General features: G+C 71.4%; 14 protein-coding genes. 7 read left to right on the forward strand and 7 right to left on the reverse strand.

Going from position 1 to position 17894, the window contains the following annotated elements; translation table 11 throughout:
- Window positions 1-99: 99 nt before the first annotated feature.
- The 5 genes from Plo01_RS04685 to Plo01_RS04705 are packed head-to-tail and all read right to left on the reverse strand — an operon-like array spanning window position 100 to window position 5741.
- Window positions 100-1422: a DUF58 domain-containing protein gene (locus Plo01_RS04685; RefSeq protein ID WP_203889224.1), complete on the reverse strand. Its 1323-nt coding sequence runs from the start codon at window positions 1420-1422 to the stop codon at window positions 100-102.
- Window positions 1422-2450, reverse strand: a complete 1029-nt coding sequence (locus Plo01_RS04690; RefSeq protein WP_203889225.1) for an AAA family ATPase — start codon at window positions 2448-2450, stop codon at window positions 1422-1424. Before Plo01_RS04690 ends, Plo01_RS04685 begins: the two co-directional genes overlap by 1 nt.
- Before the next feature lie 2 nt (window positions 2451-2452).
- Complete coding sequence (locus tag Plo01_RS04695) at window positions 2453-3700, reverse strand: DUF4350 domain-containing protein (RefSeq protein WP_239315882.1); 1248 nt, start codon at window positions 3698-3700, stop codon at window positions 2453-2455.
- The gene (locus tag Plo01_RS04700; RefSeq protein WP_239315883.1) at window positions 3697-4326 is read right to left on the reverse strand and encodes a DUF4129 domain-containing protein; all 630 of its coding nucleotides are present in this window, start codon (window positions 4324-4326) and stop codon (window positions 3697-3699) included. Before Plo01_RS04700 ends, Plo01_RS04695 begins: the two co-directional genes overlap by 4 nt.
- Entirely contained in the window at window positions 4323-5741 is a 1419-nt protein-coding gene (locus Plo01_RS04705; protein ID WP_203889226.1) for a DUF7847 domain-containing protein, read from the reverse strand. The genes Plo01_RS04700 and Plo01_RS04705 overlap by 4 nt, the downstream gene beginning before the upstream one ends.
- 341 nt (window positions 5742-6082) lie before the next feature.
- On the opposite strand from Plo01_RS04705, the gene mtrA reads away from it, so the two are divergent.
- The 6 genes from mtrA (at window position 6083) to Plo01_RS04735 (ending at window position 13093) form a co-directional block, all read left to right on the forward strand.
- Window positions 6083-6760 carry an MtrAB system response regulator MtrA gene (gene mtrA / locus Plo01_RS04710; RefSeq protein WP_030509347.1) on the forward strand — a complete coding sequence of 226 codons (678 nt, stop codon included), beginning with the start codon at window positions 6083-6085 and terminating at the stop codon, window positions 6758-6760.
- Window positions 6761-6791: 31 nt separating this feature from the next.
- Entirely contained in the window at window positions 6792-8531 is a 1740-nt protein-coding gene (mtrB, locus tag Plo01_RS04715) for an MtrAB system histidine kinase MtrB (protein WP_203889227.1), read from the forward strand.
- Window positions 8521-10326 (forward strand): LpqB family beta-propeller domain-containing protein, encoded by a 1806-nt coding sequence (locus tag Plo01_RS04720; protein ID WP_203889228.1) that lies wholly within the window; start codon window positions 8521-8523, stop codon window positions 10324-10326. The genes mtrB and Plo01_RS04720 overlap by 11 nt, the downstream gene beginning before the upstream one ends.
- A 77-nt stretch (window positions 10327-10403) precedes the next feature.
- Window positions 10404-11108 (forward strand): ComF family protein, encoded by a 705-nt coding sequence (locus Plo01_RS04725; protein WP_203889229.1) that lies wholly within the window; start codon window positions 10404-10406, stop codon window positions 11106-11108.
- A 518-nt stretch (window positions 11109-11626) separates the two neighbouring features.
- Window positions 11627-12292: a ribosome hibernation-promoting factor, HPF/YfiA family gene (gene hpf / locus Plo01_RS04730; RefSeq protein WP_203889230.1), complete on the forward strand. Its 666-nt coding sequence runs from the start codon at window positions 11627-11629 to the stop codon at window positions 12290-12292.
- Window positions 12293-12388: 96 nt separating this feature from the next.
- Window positions 12389-13093, forward strand: coding sequence for a response regulator (locus Plo01_RS04735; protein WP_203889231.1), 705 nt, complete (start codon window positions 12389-12391; stop codon window positions 13091-13093).
- A gap of 117 nt (window positions 13094-13210) precedes the next feature.
- On the opposite strand, the gene Plo01_RS04740 is transcribed toward Plo01_RS04735, so the two are convergent.
- Together Plo01_RS04740 and Plo01_RS04745 are read right to left on the reverse strand one after the other, a co-directional pair.
- Complete coding sequence (locus Plo01_RS04740) at window positions 13211-14392, reverse strand: winged helix-turn-helix domain-containing protein (protein ID WP_203889232.1); 1182 nt, start codon at window positions 14390-14392, stop codon at window positions 13211-13213.
- Window positions 14393-14585: 193 nt separating this feature from the next.
- Window positions 14586-14837, reverse strand: a complete 252-nt coding sequence (locus Plo01_RS04745; protein WP_203889233.1) for an HGxxPAAW family protein — start codon at window positions 14835-14837, stop codon at window positions 14586-14588.
- A 255-nt stretch (window positions 14838-15092) separates the two neighbouring features.
- On the opposite strand from Plo01_RS04745, the gene secA reads away from it, so the two are divergent.
- Window positions 15093-17891: a preprotein translocase subunit SecA gene (secA, locus tag Plo01_RS04750; RefSeq protein WP_203889234.1), complete on the forward strand. Its 2799-nt coding sequence runs from the start codon at window positions 15093-15095 to the stop codon at window positions 17889-17891.
- Window positions 17892-17894: the final 3 nt, after the last annotated feature.

A 17894-nucleotide genomic window follows, 5' to 3' on the forward strand; every position in this document is an offset into this window, starting at 1 on the left:
TCGTCCTCCGAGCATCAGCGCTTCAGAGCCGTCCCGCGGCCTGGCCGCGTCGTCCCCGACCTCGGCCGTCCCGCGGCGGACCACGTCGTCCCCCGGGCTTCAGAGCCGTCCCGCGGCCTTCAGCGCCAGGTAGGCGTCGGCGAGGGCGGGGGCGAGCTGCTCGGGGAGGGCGTCGACGACCTCGACGCCGTGCTGCCGCAGCCGCGCCGTCATCCGCCGCCGGCCGCTCCGCAGGTACTCGGCGGCGGCCGCGTCGTAGACCTCCTCCAGCGTCCCCCTGCCCTCGGCCATCGCGGCGACCCGCGGGTCGGAGACCGCGGCCAGCAGGACCAGGTGCCGGGAGGCCAGCTGCGGGAGCACCGGGAGCAGGCCCTCCTCCAGCGCCGCCGGGTTCAGGTCGGTGAGCACCACCACCAGGCAGCGGTGCGCCGCCCTGGCGATGATCGCCGCGACCATGTCCTCGGCGTCGGCCTCGACCAGCTCCGCCTCGATCGGCGCCATGGCGTTCACCATGACCGACAGCAGCTCGGTCCGGGACGCCCCGGAAACCCAGGAGCGGACGGTCCGGTCGTGGGCGAGGAAGTCCACCCGGTCCCCGGCCCGGGCCGCCAGCGCGGCCAGCAGCAGGGCGGCGTCCATCGACCAGTCGAGCCGCGGCCAGCCGGACGGGTCGCCGGAGGCCGGGTCCACCCCGACGCGCCCCGCCGAGGTGCGGCTGGTGTCGAGCACGATCAGCACGCGCCGGTCCCGCTCCGGACGCCAGGTCCGCACCACGACGTCGTTGCGCCTGGCCGTCGCCCGCCAGTCGATGGAGCGTACGTCGTCACCCGCCACGTACTCTCGCAGCGAGTCGAACTCGGTGCCCTGCCCGCGGATCAGGACGGGGTTGCGACCCTCCAGCTCGCGCAGCCGGGAGAGCTTGGCGGGCAGGTGGGTGCGGCTCAGGAACGGCGGCAGCACCCGGATCGTCCACGGCACGGCGTGCGAGCCCTGCCGCGCGGCCAGGCCCAGCGGGCCCACCGAGCGCACGGTGACCCCGGCGGACTCCCGGTCGCCCCGCCGCGACGGGGTCAGCGTGGTGACCACCCTGCGGCGCTCGCCGGCGGGGACGTCCAGGGCCTGCCGCCGGGGCTGCGCGCGGGCGCTGGGCGGCCAGGCGTCCCTGATGAGCCCGCGCACCCGCCGGCGCCCCGGGTTCGCCACGGTCAGCGTCACCTGGACCGCGTCGCCGAGCCGTACCCTGCTCTCTCCCGAGCGCTCCAGCCGCAGCTCGCGGACGCTCCCGGCGAGCAGCAGGTCCACCACGACCAGAGCCGCCAGGAGCAGCAGCAGTCCGGCCACGGCCAGGCCCGGCTCCGGGGCGAACAGCACCACGATCGCGCTCAGGGCCGCCAGCAGCCCCGTGCGTCCGGTGAGCGCCATCAGCGGGGGACGGCGACGGCGGCGAGGATGCCGTCGAGGATGCCGTCGGTGGTGGCTCCCTCCAGCTCCGCCTCGGGGCGGAGCTGGATCCGGTGCCGGAGGGCGGGCAGGACCAGCGCCTTGATGTCGTCCGGGGTGACGTAGCCGCGACCGGAGAGCCAGGCCCAGGCGCGGGCGGCGGCCAGCAGCGCGGTGGCGCCACGCGGGGAGACGCCCATGCGCAGCGACGGCGACTGGCGGGTGGCCCGGGCGATGTCCACCACGTAGCCGAGGACCTCCGGGCCCACGTGGACCTGGGCGACCGCGGCGCGGCCCACGGCCAGATCCTCGGCCGAGGTCACCGCCTCGACCCGGGACAGGTCCCTGGGGTCGAACCCGAGGGCGTGCCGCTCCAGCACCGCGATCTCCTGCTCGCGCGAGGGCAGCGGCACGGTGAGCTTCAGCAGGAACCGGTCGAGCTGGGCCTCGGGCAGCTGGTAGGTGCCCTCGTACTCGATCGGGTTCTGGGTGGCGGCCACGATGAACGGGTCGGGCAGCTTGCGGGCGGCGCCCTCGACGCTGACCTGCCGCTCCTCCATGGCCTCCAGCAGGGCGGCCTGCGTCTTGGGCGGGGTGCGGTTGATCTCGTCGGCGAGCAGCAGGTTGGTGAAGACCGGCCCCTGGTGGAACTCGAACTCCGCGGTCTTCGCGTCGTAGACCAGCGAACCGGTCACGTCGCCCGGCATCAGGTCCGGGGTGAACTGCACGCGTTTGAAGTCCATGGACAGCGCGGCGGCCATCGTGCGCACCAGCAGGGTCTTGGCGACGCCGGGGACGCCTTCGAGCAGCACGTGCCCCCGGCAGAGCAGGGCGATCACCAGGCCGGTGACCACGGCGTCCTGGCCGACGACGGCCTTGGCGACCTCGGCGCGCAACGCCCCGAGCGAGGCGCGGGCCGCGTCGCCGGCCGAGTTCCGCTCCGCGCCGGGCACGCGGCCGGGATACGCGATGGTCTGCTGGGGGCTCGGCTCAGCCCCCGGGCCGGGCATGCTCACGAGTCTCGTACCTGCCTTTCGAGGATGTCGAGGTCTCCGGCCAGTGCCACGAGCCCCGCGTCGTCCAGGGGCGCCGCACCGTACAGTACGGCTCCCGCCTGCTGAGCATCTTGCCCCGTCCGCATGGCGACGGCCGCCACGACCCCCGCGGGCGTGACCTCTCCCGCCAGCCCGAGGCGCGGCACGATCCGCTCCAGCGCCGCGGTCCGCAGGGCCGCCGCCGCCCGGTCGCGGGCCTTGCGGGACCGGTAGAGGCGTCCCCGCCCCTCCGCGGTCTCGGACGCGCGCACGACGACCGGGAGCCGCTCGGCCACCACCGGGCCGAGCCTGCGGCCCCGCCAGAGCGCCACCAGGAAGGCGGCGACGAGCAGGTGCAGGGCGGCCCACTTGACCCCGGCCGGGATCAGGTCCTGCAAGGAGGCCTGTTCTCCGTCCCACTGGAACTGCGGCGCCGAGGGCACCAGCCAGACCACCGCCGGCCGGCTCCCGGCCAGGTTCATGGCGAGGGCGGCGTCGCCGTCCTCGGCCAGCCGCCGGTTGGTCATGAACTCGCCGGAGCCCAGGACGGTGACCGTCCTGCCGTCGGCGGCGCCGGAGATCAGGCTGCCGTTGTAGCAGCCGGTCCAGCCCCGGGGCGGGTTGTAGGAGGTTCCGCCGATCATGACGGTGCCCGCCTTCACGGCGGCCGGGACCTCGCACTCCGGCGCCCGGGACTTCACGTCCGTCAGCGCGCCCGCCGAGACGCCGGGGGCGAGCTCCTGCAACGCCTGGGTCACGGGCTCGACGAGCAGCCGGTCGCCGGGCAGCGAGTCGATCTCCCGCAGCAGGTTCTCGTCGGCGAGGAACTCGGTCCGGCCCACCAGCAGCAGCGAGCCGGGCACGGCCAGGGCGCGGGCCTCGCCGACGGTGCGCGCGGGCCGTACGTCGACTCCCTGGTCACGCAGGAGCTGGACCAGCGCGTGCGCGCCGCCCGGCGCCGTGGCCTCGGGGTCGAGGTAGCCGCCGGGACGCGGCTGGGAGAGCACGACGGTCGCCGTGACGAAAACGATCATGACGGCCAGGACGCCCAGCGTCCCCCGCCAGCGCCGCCAGATGTCGGCCGCGCGCGGGGACGTGGACGCGCTCGCCGCGCCGCCGGCCGGCGGCGGGACGGGGGCGCCCGGCACGGCGGGGGAGGCCGAGGCGCCGGTCACAGGGGAGGCGGAGCCGGTCGCGGGGGAGGGCGCGGGCGCGTCCGGGGTCACGCGGGTCCTCCCGACAGCACGGGCTTGGCCTGGCGGAGGCGTCCGTCGAGGTCGGTCAGGTATCCGTACCCCTCGGCGGTGCCGGGAAGGTCGCCGTAGGTGACGTCGTCGAAGAGCCGGGCGCCCCGCAGCAGCTCGCCCGCGAAGGCGGGCAGCGCCCGGCCGGCCTCGGCCGCCAGCTCGTCCGCGGTGCGGCCGGGCAGCTGCTCGACGACGGCCCGGTCTTCCAGGTCGCGCGCGATCGCCCGCAGGCGCTCCCTGATCGCCTCGGCCCACTCCTGCCGCGCGGCGTGGGCCTCGGCGGCCGCGCGGTGCTCGGCGGCCGTGCGGATCCGCGCGCCGAACAGCTCGCCGGCCCGCCCGCCCGCGCGCGCCCGGGTGGCCCTGCGCGCCATCGTCAGGACGGGTACGGCCACGCCGGCGATGAGAAGCGCCAGCAGCAGGATCGAGAACCATCCGCCCGGCAGCCCGGAGGCGGCGTTGATCAGGTCGTCCACCCACTGCCGGACGTTCTCCAGGAGCCGGTCCCACCACGACTCCTTCGGGTAGATCGGCTTGGCCAGCTCGCGGGCCGCCGCCTCCCTGGCGGCGTCCCGCGCGATGTCGACCGGGACGTCGGAGATCACTGCGGCCAGGCTCCGGGGCCGTGGGGCGGGTAGCCGTAGCCGTGGGGGTGACCGCCCGCGGCGTGGGAGGGGTGCCACAGGTCTCCCGGGGCCGTGCCGTGGACGCCGCGCTGGCGGTCCGTGGCGGCCGTCTGGAGCACGAGGTCGAACGCCTCGGCGCGCATCCGGCGGTCGGTGTAGAGCAGCGCGGTGACGCCGGCGGAGAAGGGGTTGGTGATCGTTCCGGAGATGATGCCGCCCAGTCCGCTCACGATGAGGGAGACCGCGAGCCCCGACTGGACCGTCGTGAGGTCGGTGGGGTCGGCGAACAGGTTGCCCACGAGGGAGAACGGGACGCCCACGGCGAAGCCGATCACCCCGGTGACGATCGCGGTGAGGAGCAGGATGCCGAAGACCCGCCAGAAGTCGCCCTTGACGAGCCGGAACGATCGGTTGATGGCAGTGAACACGCCCGCGCGCTCCAGCACGATCACCGGTCCGGCGAGGCTGAGCTTGGTGTAGACGAACACCCCGCCGACGATGCCGCCGATGATGAGGACGAAGCTCGCCAGGGCGATGAGCTCGCCGGGCGCGCCGACCACGCCGAGGAGCACGATCAGGGCGATCGCGGCGACCATGAAGCCGAAGACCATGATCACTTGCAGGATCGCCAGGCCGAGCAGCGGAAGGATCCGGTTCGAGGTGAGCCGCCACGCCTGCCCGATCGAGATGGACTCGCCGAACACGGCGCTGCCCAGCACGCTGGTCAGCATGCCGCTCAGCACCACGATCGCGATCATCTGGAAGATGACGCCGAGGGCGGTGGTCGCCAGGAAGGCGCTGACGGCTCCGAGGAGCTGCGAGGGGTCGCTCGCCAGGTTCGGCGAGAGCGCGGTGTCGACGAACACGCCGAGGGCCGGGATCTGGATGGCCAGGCTGATGGCCTGGGCGATCAGGGTCACCGCGGCCGACAGGCCGAGCGTGGCCGCCGGGTTGCCCCGGATGAACTGGACCGCGCCGTTGTAGATGTCGCCGAGGGTGAGCGGCCGCAGCGGGATGACGCCGGGCTTGAGCGCGGGCGGGCCGCCGTAGGACGGGGCGGCGTAGCCGTAGGGGCCGGGCTGTTGCCCGTAGGGCTGCTGGCCGTAGGAACCAGGCTGTTGCCCGTAGGGTTGCTGGCCGTAGGAACCAGGCTGTTGCCCGTAGGGGCCGGGCTGCTGGCCATGGGGTTGCTGTCCGTAGGGGCCGGGCGGGGTGCCGTAGGGCTGCTGGCCGTAGGGGCCGGGCTGCTGGCCGTGGGGCTGCTGGGGGGAGCCGGGAGGAGGCGTCCCTCCGGGGCCGGGCGCGGCCCACGGAGCCGGTCCGCCGTACGACGGAGGCTGATCGGACGCCCAGCCGGGCGGTGTGTCGGGGCTGGAACCGTGGCCGTCTGACATATCCCAATCCTGGCATGAGAGCGCGCCGATCGGGCTGTTCGGGGAGGCATGTCAGGGTTTCACGGGCGGTGACAGACGGAAGATCTGGGTGGGGATGGCCGGAACGCCGCTGTTTACCGCAGACTGGACGGTGGCCGCCTTTCGCCCGGAGCCTCGACCGCCGAGGCCGGAAGCGGCCATTCGGGGGCGTCGCCGCATGTTCGACGGCGTGCGGGCCTAAAATTCGGCACCCGAGCGCCGATCACAGGAGTGTGTCATCCGGTGGTCGAGCAAGGGTAACCTTCAGTAATCATGCGGTTTGCCGTAAAAAATCCCTAGCTGCGTAAAACGAATGAGGGGCCATGAAAGGACGCGTGCTGGTCGTCGACGACGACGCCGCTCTCGCCGAGATGCTCGGCATCGTGCTGCGCGGAGAGGGCTTCGAACCTTCCTTCGTGTCCGACGGGGACAAGGCGCTGGACGCGTTCCGCGACACCCGGCCGGACCTGGTCCTGCTCGACCTGATGCTGCCCGGCGCCGACGGCATCGACGTGTGCCGCAGGATCCGCGCCGAGTCCGGCGTCCCCATCGTCATGCTGACGGCCAAGAGCGACACCATCGACGTGGTGCTCGGCCTGGAGTCCGGGGCCGACGACTACATCGTCAAGCCGTTCAAGCCGAAGGAGCTCGTGGCCCGGGTACGCGCCCGGCTGCGCCGCACCGACGAGCCGACGCCCGAGATCCTGCAGATCGGCGACATCACCATCGACGTCGCCGGGCACTCGGTCAAGCGGGGCGAGGAGACCATCAACCTCACCCCGCTGGAGTTCGACCTGCTGGTCGCGCTCGCGCGCAAGCCCCGCCAGGTCTTCACCCGCGAGGTCCTGCTGGAGCAGGTCTGGGGCTACCGGCACGCGGCCGACACGCGTCTGGTCAACGTGCACGTCCAGCGGCTCCGCGCCAAGATCGAGAAGGACCCGGAGCACCCGGAGATCGTGGTGACGGTCCGCGGTGTGGGCTACAAGGCCGGACCGGCCTGAGCTCGCCCGACCCCTCCCCCCGGAAACCGACATGCCTCCTGCGAAGAATCGTCGCCGTACCCCGCGCCAGGTGGTGCGGGGAGTACGGCGACGGACCCGGCGCGCGGCCGGTCGGTTGCGCCGGGCCTTCTGGCGCTCCCTCCAGCTCCGCGTGGTCACCAGCACCATGGTCGTCTCCATGGCGGTGGTCGCGGTGCTGGGCGTCTTCCTCGACCAGCAGATCAACACCTCCGTGCTGAACGCCCGGCTGCGGGCCGCGACGAGCGAGGCGCAGGCCGACCGCATCGCGGTGCTCGGCTTCCTGAGCCAGCCGGACGGCGAGGCCGCCAAGCAGTCCGGCGACTCCGGCAAGTCCCTGCAGAACGGCGGCGACAGCCCGCTCAGCCAGGCGACCACCGCCCTGGCGAACCGGGCGGGCTCCGCCAGCCGCTACTCGGTGATCATCTGTAACCGGAGACTGCCGGGCGCGTGCTTCGGCACCACGAACGTCGACGAGCGCAGCGTGACGGAGAAGATGCGCGCCGACGTGGTGAAGCAGGATGCGGGCAAGAACAGCCTCTGGTACGGCGACCTCTACTACAAGGACAGCTCCGAGCCGGTCCCCGGCCTGGTGCTCGGCGCGCGCCTGGACACCACCGGCGCCCCCCAGGTCGACAGCGACTACGAGATCTACCACCTGATCCCGCTGGACAAGGAGGAGAAGACCCTCAACGCCGTCCGGCAGATGCTCGTCGTCGTCGGCGTCGCCCTGGTGCTGCTGCTGGCCGCGATCGCCTCGCTGGTCACCCGCCAGGTGGTCACCCCGGTGCGGCTGACGCGGCAGGCCGCCGAGCGGCTGGCCGCCGGGCGCCTGGACGAGCGGCTCAAGGTGCGCGGCGAGGACGACCTCGCCCGCCTGGCCGCCTCCTTCAACGAGATGGCCGCCAACCTGGCGCTGAAGATCCACCAGCTGGAGGAGCTCTCCCAGGTCCAGCGGCAGTTCGTCTCCGACGTCTCGCACGAGCTGCGCACCCCGCTGACCACCGTCAGGATGGCCGCCGACCTGCTCTACGACGCCCGCGAGGACTTCGACCCGATGGCCGCGCGCTCGGCGGAGCTGATGCAGAACCAGCTGGAGAGGTTCGAGTCGATGCTCGCCGACCTGCTGGAGATCAGCCGCTACGACGCGGGCGCCGCGACGCTCGACATCGACTCGATCGACATCAGGGACGTGGTGCTGCGCGCGGTCGCCGACTCGGAGGCGCTGGCCGAGCGCCACTCCACCCGCTTCGACCTGCGACTGCCGGGCGAGCCGTGCATGGCCGAGATAGACAGCCGCCGGGTCGAGCGCATCCTGCGCAACCTGCTGTTCAACGCGATCGAGCACGGTGAGGGCAGGGACATCGTCGTCTCGGTCGGCGCGGACCGGGACGCGGTGGCGGTGGCCGTACGGGACCACGGGGTCGGCCTGAAGCCCGGCGAGGAGAACATGGTCTTCGACCGGTTCTGGCGGGCCGATCCGTCCCGGGCGCGGACGATCGGCGGGACCGGCCTGGGCCTGGCGATCTCGCGCGAGGACGCGATGCTGCACGGCGGCTGGCTCCAGGCGTGGGGAATGCCGGGCGAGGGATCGCAGTTCAGGCTCTCGCTGCCCCGGGTGGCCGGAACGGAGCTGCGCGGCTCGCCGCTGCCGCTGGTGCCGCCGGAGGTGGAGATGCGGCGGACATGGCGGGGGCAGATGACGCCGGTGCTGACACCGGCGGCGGCCGACGGGGGACACGATGCGGAGTAGGACGACACGGGGCGTGCGGGCCGCGGGCCTGGCCCTCGTGCTGGTCTGTTCCGGCACGGCCTGCTCGGTCATCCCGACCGGGGCCAGCCGGGCGGTGGCGGTGGAGGACGTGGGCCGGGGAGACCCGCTCGACCCGCCGTACGCCCGCGTGATCGCCATGCCGCCGAACCCCGAATGGACTCCCGAGCAGGTCGTCATGGGCTTCCGGGCGGCGATGGCGAGCGTCGACGACACCTCGTACGCGGTCGCGCGCCAGTACCTCACCGGCGCCTACGCCAAGGAGTGGAACCCCGGCAGCGGCGTGACGGTCTACCAGCAGAGCACGACCGACGACGAGGTCGAGCCCGTCGACGAGGGCGACACGGAGGTCCGGGTCACGCTCAAGGGCGCCGTGATCGCGACGATCAACGACCGCGGCCTGTACCGGCCGAGCGGCGGCCCGCTGGACGAGCCCTTCACCCTCGTCAAGGAGGGGGACAAGGGGTGGCGGATCAGCGCGGGCCCGGACGGGCTCCTGCTGTCCGAGCCCGACGTCAAGCGCGCCTACCGCCTGGTCGACCTGTACTTCCTGGACTCCCGGCGGGAGGGCCTGGTGATCGAGCAGGTCCAGGTGCCGCTCAACCCGGCCTCGACCTTCGCCAAGGCGATCGTCGAGCGGCTGCTCGAAGGCCCGAGCGCCTCCCTGCAGGGCGCCGTCCACACCGCCTTCGCGCCGGGGACCGGGCTCATCGACGTGACCACCGAGAACAACCGCGTCATCGTCAACCTGAGGAAGGGCGTGTCCTCCGACAACGTCGCGGCGATGTCGGCCCAGCTCGCGGGGACGCTCTCCGGGATCGCCGGGGGGTCGAGCTTCGAGGTGCGGATCCAGGGCGAGCCGTACCACTCCGACCGCCCGCTGGAGATCGACGCCCAGCAGCAGCTGAAGTTCGACCCGTGGATGACCCCGGGCAACATCCGCCCGTTCTACATGCAGGACGGCCTCCTGCGGCAGCTGGGCAAGGACAACGTCGGCGTGGCGGTGCCCGGCGAGGCCGGCGGGAAGAACGGCTCGTTCACCCACCCGGCGATCAGCGGGCACGACCTGCGGCAGGTGGCGGCGCTGTCCAGGAACAGGGACGGCATCTCCGTCGCCCCGCTCGTTCCCGACGGCAAGTGGCAGCAGTGGGTCACGGGCAAGGACCTCACGCCGCCCTCCTGGGACCGCTACCACTCGATGTGGACCGTGAGCCGGCCCTCCCCGCAGACCTCGGTGGTGCTGCGGCACTACTACGACGAGATCAAGCACGAGGTCAGGCAGTTCCGGGTGGCCGCCTCCGAGCTGAACGCGGTCGACGTCACCGCGCTCAAGATCGCCCGGGACGGCGTGCACGTCGCGGTGGCGACCCGGAACGCGCGGGGCGAGGAGGAAGTCAAGATCGGCACCGTCATCGGCACGGGGGGCGGCAGCCGCATCGACAACCTGCAGACGGTGGTCCACTCCGAGGACAAGCGGCAGATCAAGGACATCGCCTGGAAGAACGGGAAGACCCTGTACGTCCTCACCGGCAAGTCCGAGCTGCTGGAGGCCTCGCTGACCGCCGCGCCCACGTCGCAGGTCGCCTACCCCCGCCTGCAGAGCATCACCGTCCTGGACGACTACCTGCTCGCCGGGGCCAAGGACGACGAGGACAACCAGCAGGTCCTCTACTGGAACGCGACCGCGGCCAAGTGGGAGCCCTGGATCAGGGACGAGAGCGGCGCGGTGACCTTCACCGCCGGAGGCCCCTCCTTCCCCGTCTTCCCCCTGGGCTGAGGCGCCGGATCCCGCCCGGGCGGGATCCCCGCGGCCGATCGCCGGTGTTTGTCGGTGGTACCTGGCATTTTGGATTTGTGACGACCGCTCTGCTCGATCTGGTCCTGCCGCCTCGCTGCGCCGGATGCGACATGCCCGGCGCGCTCGTCTGCGCCCCGTGCGCGGCGGAGCTCCGCGGCGAGCCCGCCTGCCGGACGCCGTCGCCGGCCCCGCCCGGGCTGCCCGAGTGCTGGTCCGCCGCCGACTACGACGGCGTCGCGCGCCGGGCGATCATCGCCTACAAGGAGCGCGGCCGCACGGCCCTCGCGCACCCGCTGGCGGGAGCGCTGGCGCTGACGGCCGGCATCGCGGTGGGCGGCCACCCCGTCGTGCTCGTTCCCGTCCCGGGCGCGCGCCAGGCCCTGCGGCGGCGCGGGCACGACCCGGTGGCCCGCCTGGCGGTGCTGGCGGCGGGCTACCTCCGGGCCGCCGGCTGGCCGGCGACCGTGGCGCGGGCGATCGTCCCGCGCCGCCGTACGGCCGACCAGGCGGGGCTGAGCTCGCCGGAGAGGGCCCTGAACCTCTCCTCGGCGTTCAGGGCCGTGCCGGGGGCCGCCGGCGCCGTACGGAGCCCGTGGGGTGGCGAGGGGGTGGTCGTGCTCGTCGACGACGTCGTGACCACCGGCGCCACGCTCGCCGAGGCCGCCCGGGCCCTGCGGTCGGCGGGGGTCGAGGCTCCCCTGGCGGTGACGATCGCCGCGACACGCCGGAGGAGCCGTCCGCCCGATGATTACGGAGAGTAAAAATCGGGTAAGATATCGGTCTCACTGCGGGGCCACATCTTGATGTCCCAATCAGTACCCTGGAGGCGCTCCGGGGACGCGAGAACCCTTCACATAAGGGATAGGGCATCTCCAAAGCGGTCATCCCGGACTCCGTCCGATCCGGGAGAAAATAACGCAAAGTGATCCCTTGGCCGATCGCCAGGCTGACATTCGGCCGCGATGCGGATAGCGTCAGAGCATGGCACCCGCTCGGGTCCGTGGTTGCGCCGGATCGACCCCCTTCCGGGGGCCGGTCTGGCTAGCCGATGCCAGCCGCAGGCGAAACGGTCCACGTAAGACGACTCTTTGTCGGTCGATCACGGTGCGGCTTAGAGGTAAGACCTGCCTTCCCGAGGAGCCAGATGTTCCTCGCCAGAAGAGAAGGGCATTAGTGGCAAAGAGCTGCGAGACCCTCAGCAGGCGGATGTGGGGACGAAGACCAGGTCGGCCGAGCGGGTGCCGCAGCATCACAGTCGAGAGCCGAAGGGGGGCTGTGCATGGACATCATCGTCAAGGGTCGGCACACCGGAGTGAGTGACCGATTCCGCGACCATGTGACGACCAAGCTGGCCAGGATCGAGCGTCTGGACCACAAGCTCATCCGCGTTGACGTGGAGGTGTCCAAAGAGCGCAACCCGCGCATCCCCGACCAGCGCGAGCGGGTCGAGCTCACGATCCACTCCCGTGGTCCGGCGGTCCGGGCGGAGGCCTCCGCCGAAGACCGCTTCGCAGCACTCGACCTGGCACTCGGCAAGCTCGAAGGAAGACTCCGGCGCATCGCCGACCGGCGCAAGGTCCACCACGGCAACCACTGCCCCCCGTCCGTTGCCGAGCTGACCGCCTCCGCGCTGGCCCAGTCCCTGGAGAACGAGCCCGCCCGGGTCCTCGTCAAGCCCGCGGAGCCGGAGTACGAGATGGAGGTCGACGTCGACCTCCCCGAAGACCAGACGATCGTCCCGATCGAGATGGAGGGCGACGGGCCACTGGTGGTCCGCGAGAAGTTCCACAAGGCCGAGCCGATGACCATCGACCAGGCGCTCCTGGAGATGGAGCTCATCGGGCACGACTTCTACCTGTTCCGCGACAAGGAAAGCGGGCAGCCGAGCGTCGTTTACCTGCGGCGAGGCTACGATTACGGCGTGTTGCGGCTCGTTGAGCCCTGACCGTCCGACGGAAAGACCCTCTCCGGCCAGCCCGAGAACCCTGGAAGCCGTGTAATCATGGCGGTTCAACGGCTCTGGCCCCCCCGAGGAGGAGGCGTGACGGAACCCGACGAGGCGACCCGCACTGCCGGGCGCGGCGACCCGATCCGTGTGCTGATCGTTGACGATCACGCGCTGATCCGCCGCAGTCTGGAGATGGTGCTGGCCGCGGAGGCGGACATCGAGGTGGTCGGCGAGGCGAGCGACGGTCAGGAGGCCGTCGAGCTCGCCGACCGCCTGACACCGGACGTCGTGCTCATGGACGTCCGCATGCCCCGGCAGAGCGGCATCGAGGCCACGCGAGAGATCAAGGCCGCGGCGCCGAGCGTCCGGATCATCATGCTGACGGTGAGCGACGAGGAGGAGGACCTCTTCGAGGCGATCAAGGCGGGAGCCACCGGTTACCTGCTGAAGAACGTGCAGCTGGACGAGGTCCCCGAGGTCGTGCGCGGCGTCCACGAAGGGCAGTCGCTGATCAACCCGGCCATGGCCGCCAAACTCATCACCGAGTTCGCATCGATGAGCCGGAAGGAGGCCGAGCGTCCCCCGCAACTGCCGGTTCCCCGGCTGACGGAGCGGGAGATGGAGGTGCTCCGCCTGGTGGCCAAGGGGATGAACAACCGCGAGATCGCCAAGCAGCTGTTCATCTCCGAGAACACCGTGAAGAACCACGTCCGAAACATCCTGGACAAGCTTCAGCTGCACTCCCGGATGGAGGCCGTGGTCTACGCGGTCCGCGAGCGGATGCTCGAGATCACCTGACCCCTGCGGCCCCGGCCCGCCGACACGGCGGGCCGCCGCCCCCCGGTACGGCGCCGCCGCCCCGCTCCGCCTTCCCGTACGGGAGGCGGGAGCGGCCTCGCCGTACGGGGCGCGGGGTCATCGCATGGCGGCGGCGAGGGCCTCGTGGAGGGAGGGGTCGGCGCGTTCGACGCGGACGCTGTCGCAGCCGACCCAGTCCGCCGCCTCGTGGAGCGCCTCGGCCAGGGGCCCGGCGGCCTTGTGCGGGCTGATCCCCGGTTCGAGGCCGATCTGGCGGGCGACCAGGGTGGAGCCCTCCCGGGCGGGGTCGACGCGGCCGATCAGGCGGCCGCCGGCGAGGAGGGGCATCGTGAAGTAGCCGTGGACGCGCTTGGCCTTGGGGACGTACGCCTCCAGGCGGTGGTTGAAGCCGAACACGCGGGCGGTGCGGGCGCGGTCCCAGATGAGGGAGTCGAACGGGGACAGCAGGGTGGTGCGGTGGCGGCCGCGGGGAGCGGTCTCCAGCGCGGCGGGGTCGGCCCAGGCGGTCGCGGAGCGGTCGGGCCAGCCGGAGACGTGGACGGGGACGAGGCCCGTGCCGCCGTCGCGCAGGGCGGCGTCCAGGAGCGCGGAGTGGGCGGCGCCGAGCCGGAGGAAGTCGACGAGGTCGGCACGGGTGGCGACGCCGAGGGCGCGTCCGGCGATGCGGGCCAGGCGGGTGACGCACTCGGCGTCGGTGGGGTCTTCGCCCAGGAGGTGGGCGGGGACGGCGCGTTCGGCCAGGTCGTAGACGCGGCGCCAGCCGACGCGGCGGGTGCAGACGACCTCGCCGGTGTCCAGCAGCCACTCGATGGCGATCTTGGAGTCGGACCAGTCCCACCAGGGGCCGCCGTTCTTGGCCCCGCCGATGTCGGCGGTCGTGACCGGGCCGTTCTCCCGGACCTGCTCCAGGACCTTGTCCACGGTGGGCGGGACCTCGTGCCAGCGGAATCTCCGGGTGCGGAAAGCGCGGCGCCGGAAGGCGTAGAGCGGCCAGTCCTCGATGGGCAGGACGCAGGCGGCGTGGCACCAGTATTCGAAGGCTCGGGCCGGGGCGTCCCAGTAGGCCAGCTCGACCTTCCGCCTGCCGACGGCGCCGAGGCGCGCGTAGGCGACGAGTTCGTGGGAGCGGGCCAGCACGGAGATCGTGTCGAGCTGCACGGCGCCCAGGCGGCGCAGGGTGGCGGGCGCGCCGCCGCGGCGGGCTTCGGCGCCGAGGAAGCCCTGGGCGCGCAGGATGATCCGGCGGGCCTCGTCGGCCGAGAGAGTGATGGGGGTCATCGCCGCTCCAGGGAGGACTCCGGAAGGAACTCCGAGGGGGAACGGCTCGTCGTCACACGGCACGTCAGCATGAGCTGAGGCTAGCGGCTTACACCGACGAAAACGCTACACCGGTGTTGCGGGGGCGGGCATCCCGGCGGCTCGGCGGCGTACGCGTTCAGGCGAGGGCACGCGTCCGGATGAGGGCGCGCGTTCAGTCGAGTACGCCTCCGCTTCGCTCGAAGGGGACGCGAGGGGTGTCGAGGACGACGTCCTTGAAGACGCCGAAGACCAGGAGCAGGATCATCCCCAGCGCGCAGACGGCCGCGCCGATCCAGAACAGGAACCAGTTGGGCCCGGCGGTCAGCCCGATCCCGCCGATGGTGAAGCCCAGCACGCTCACGGTGACGGCCAGCCAGGACGAGGCTCTACCCCCATGGCTGGTTTCGGGTGCGGTCTCCGTCATGGTCGTGTCTCCTCGCGGGACGGTGACGCGCTTGCCGCGTTTTCGCCATCAGATGTGATAATGCGCGATATACCCCTATAGCCTGCCCTGTACTCGTGGAAAGCGGGGCCCGGGGAACCTTCGGAGCGCCAAGACCGTCGTGCATGGTGGCTGTGTCTGGTGGTGGAACCGCCTACGATGGCAGCGGAGAACTATGTCTCGTCCTCATCCGGGCCCCGGAAGGCCGCGGAAGACCTGCGAGGAGCTTTACCTAAAGTGCCAGCCTTTCTCGACAAGATTCTTCGCGCAGGCGAAGGCAAGCTTCTGCGTAAGCTCAAGCGGATCGCCGACCAGGTCAACTCCATCGAGGACGACTTCACGAGCCTGACCGACGCCGAGCTGCGCGCGCTCACCGACGAGTACAAGCAGCGCTACGCCGACGGCGAGTCCCTCGACGATCTGCTTCCCGAAGCCTTCGCCACCGTCCGTGAGGCAGCCCGCCGGGTGCTGGGCATGCGCCACTTCGACGTGCAGATCATGGGCGGCGCCAACCTGCACATGGGCAACATCTCGGAGATGCGCACCGGTGAGGGCAAGACCCTGACCTGTACGCTCCCCTCCTACCTCAACGCCATCGCGGGCAAGGGCGTCCACGTCATCACGACGAACGACTACCTGGCCAAGCGCGACGCCGAGGAGATGGGCCGGGTCCACCGCTTCCTGGGCCTCAAGGTCGGCGTGATCCTGGCCAACATGGCGCCGGACGACCGCCGCAAGCAGTACAACGCGGACATCACCTACGGCACGAACAACGAGTTCGGCTTCGACTACCTGCGTGACAACATGGCGCAGTCGCTGGAGGAGTGCGTCCAGCGCGGTCACAACTACGCCATCGTCGACGAGGTCGACTCGATCCTCATCGACGAGGCCAGGACGCCGCTGATCATCTCCGGTCCCGGCGAGCAGTCCGGCAAGTGGTACGCCGAGTTCGCCAAGATCGTCCCCCGGCTCCGCAGGGGCACCGAGGGCAAGGACGGCGAGGAGAGCACCGGCGACTACGTCGTCGACGAGAAGAAGCGCACGGTCGGCATCCTGGAGTCGGGCGTCGAGAAGGTCGAGGACTGGCTCGGCATCGACAACCTCTACAAGCCCGAGCACACCCACCTGGTCGGCTTCCTGAACAACGCGCTGAAGGCCAAGGAGCTCTACAAGAAGGACAAGGACTACATCGTCGTCGACGGCGAGGTCCTGATCGTCGACGAGTTCACCGGTCGCGTCCTGCACGGCCGCCGCTACAACGAGGGCATGCACCAGGCCATCGAGGCGAAGGAAGGCGTCAAGATCAAGGACGAGAACCAGACTCTCGCCACGATCACGCTGCAGAACTACTTCCGCCTCTACGAGAAGCTCGCCGGCATGACCGGAACCGCGGCCACCGAGGCCAACGAGTTCCACCAGACCTACAAGCTCGGCGTCGTCCCGATCCCGACCAACAAGCCGATGATCCGCATGGACCAGGCGGACGTGGTCTACAAGACCGAGGACGCCAAGTTCATGGCGGTCGTCGACGACATCAGCGAGCGCTACGAGAAGGGCCAGCCGGTCCTGGTCGGCACCACGAGCGTGGAGAAGTCCGAGCGCCTGTCCAAGGAGCTCAAGCGCAGGGGTGTCAAGCACGAGGTGCTCAACGCCAAGAACCACGCCCGTGAGGCCGCGATCATCGCCGAGGCGGGCCGCAAGCACGCCGTCACGGTCGCCACCAACATGGCCGGCCGAGGCACCGACATCAAGCTCGGCGGCAGCACCGAGTTCCGTGCCGACGTGGAGCTGCGCAACCGCGGTCTCGACCCGGTCGAGACCCCGGACGAATACGAGAAGGCCTGGCCCGAGGCGCTGGAGAAGGCCAAGGACGCCGTCCAGAACGAGCACGAGGAGGTCGTCCGGATCGGCGGGCTCTACGTGCTGGGCACCGAGCGGCACGAGTCGCGCCGCATCGACAACCAGCTCCGCGGCCGTTCCGGTCGGCAGGGCGACCCGGGCGAGTCGCGGTTCTACCTCTCGCTCGAGGACGACCTCATGCGCCTGTTCAACTCGGCCCGGGTCGAGATGATCATGACGCGGCTGAACATCCCGGACGACGTCCCGATCGAGTCGGGCATGGTCTCCAAGGCGATCGCCTCGGCCCAGCACCAGGTCGAGCAGCAGCACTTCGAGACCCGTAAGAACGTCCTGAAGTACGACGAGGTCATGAACCGCCAGCGCAAGGTGATCTACGCCGAGCGCCAGCGGGTGCTGGAGGGCGCCGACCTGCACGAGCAGGTCCGGGGGTTCATCGGCGACGTCGTCGACGACTACGTCAACGGGGCCACGGCCGAGGGCTTCTCCGAGGAGTGGGACCTCGACAAGCTCTGGAAGGCGCTGGGCCAGCTCTACCCGATCAGCCTCGACATCGAGGACGTCGTGGGGAAGGCCGGCGGCCGCGAGGAGCTCTCCGCCGACTCCCTCAAGGAGGCGGTGAAGGCCGACGCCCTGGCGGCCTACGACCGTCGCGAGGAGGAGCTCGGCCCGGAGGCGACGCGCGAGCTGGAGCGCCGGGTCATCCTGGCGGTCCTCGACCGCAAGTGGCGCGAGCACCTCTACGAGATGGACTATCTCCAGGAGGGCATCGGCATGCGCGCCTACGCCCAGAAGGACCCGCTGATCGAGTACCAGCGCGAGGGCTTCGACATGTTCGCGCAGATGCTCGACGGCATCAAGGAGGAGTCGGTCGGCTACCTGTTCAACCTCGAGGTCGAGGTGCAGACCAGCCCGATCGTCGAGGAGTCGGAGGAGGGCGAGGACGCCGCGGTCGCGGAGGCCCGCTCCATCATCGCCCGCGGCCTGCAGGGCCCGAAGCGCCCCTCCGAGCTGGAGTACACCGCGCCCGGGGAGACCGGCGAGATCGAGCACACCCGGGTCAGCACCCGCGCGCAGCGTGACGCCTACGGCAACGTCGAGCGCAACGCCCCGTGCCCCTGCGGCTCGGGCAAGAAGTACAAGCGCTGCCACGGCGACCCGAAGAACACCGAGGCCTGACAC

Origin of the sequence: Planobispora longispora (assembly GCF_016863135.1) — a bacterium.
Taxonomy (GTDB): domain Bacteria; phylum Actinomycetota; class Actinomycetes; order Streptosporangiales; family Streptosporangiaceae; genus Planobispora; species Planobispora longispora.